The organism is Secundilactobacillus angelensis (genome assembly GCF_012641075.1).
Taxonomy (GTDB): Bacteria; Bacillota; Bacilli; order Lactobacillales; family Lactobacillaceae; genus Secundilactobacillus; species Secundilactobacillus angelensis.
In genome coordinates, this window is record NZ_JAAXLJ010000056.1 from 1 (window position 1) to 1,090 (window position 1,090).

Below are 1,090 nucleotides of genomic sequence, written 5' to 3' on the forward strand. Positions count from 1 at the left end.
GGAACGGTTGGGGCTTGCATAAGCTGTATAACGTTGTGATGGCGATTCAGCCACAACACCCATACGGAGCTATTGTTCTCGGCATTCTTGGCTTTGTCCTGATAGCAGGAGCGATTTATGCCAGTTTTTGGTTGCTTGTACATGCTGTCCAACAATTAGTCGATTTTAAGCCTTTTAAGCCATCTAAGCTCTTGTTCTGGAAGAAGCAGAATAATACTCGCTGGTAGTCCCAAACGGCACTCACGGTAATTAAAAATCGTTCACTCATGGTATAATGACCACAAGTGAACGATTTTTTTGAATGTGGTACCTATTTCTCGGTTGAATCGGCTTGGTCGAAAGCTTCGAACCGTTGGAGTAGGTACTTTTCTTTTTGATTTGAACCACGATGAACTAATTTAGGATTCAACATAATTGCTCCCATTCTTCTCTCTATCAACCCTGCCTCTTTCAGCAAGTTAATTGTGTCTTGAACAGTTTTCGTCGAAGTCTTAGTTAAACGTGACAGCTCTTTGTTAGTCGTAACTAACGTATTATTATCTCGTGACCGATTTTCTATGATGTACTTAAACACTTGATACTTTTGACCACCCAATTTGTCAAATAAATCCATAAAATACGTTAAATACGTAATTTCAAACCCTGACCTCGGAACTCTCTTGACTACTTCGTTTACCTCAATCATTTCTCCAGTATCTTGATTAACCCATTTTCCATTTCCAAGAAACTTAGTATCGCTTGATATTGTTGACATTACATCACACCCTTTCGTGCGCAAGTATATCATACAAGCTAAAAAAATTACACTAAAAAAGCTAAAAAATTACACCGCTTGAGCTAAAAAATTACACCGCCCAAAACCGCCACAAACCTTGTTATACCAGCGTTTATAGCGGTTTTCACCTTTTTTCACTCTTATCTGTGTATTTAGTCTCTACTCTGCATATCATTTTCAGTAGAATTTAGAACTCAAAAAACCAAGACAAAAACCAAGATAAAAACCATTAAGATACAAAAAAGAGAGACCGCCGACAAGTCGGCAGAGACAATTCAGATTTTCGCTTCGCTCTTTCAAATCAATCAGCACTCA

1 protein-coding gene and 1 pseudogene are annotated in these 1,090 nt (G+C 38.3%); one reads left to right on the forward strand and one right to left on the reverse strand.

Translation table 11 applies throughout. The features are described from left to right. Window positions 1–227 (forward strand): annotated as a pseudogene (locus tag HC026_RS12310) (mobilization protein); the annotation flags it as partial. Between the two features lie 83 nt (window positions 228–310). Here HC026_RS12310 and HC026_RS12315 read toward each other — a convergent pair. Next, window positions 311–754, reverse strand: a complete 444-nt coding sequence (locus HC026_RS12315; RefSeq protein WP_049151184.1) for a replication/maintenance protein RepL — start codon at window positions 752–754, stop codon at window positions 311–313. Between the last annotated feature and the right edge of the window lie 336 nt (window positions 755–1,090).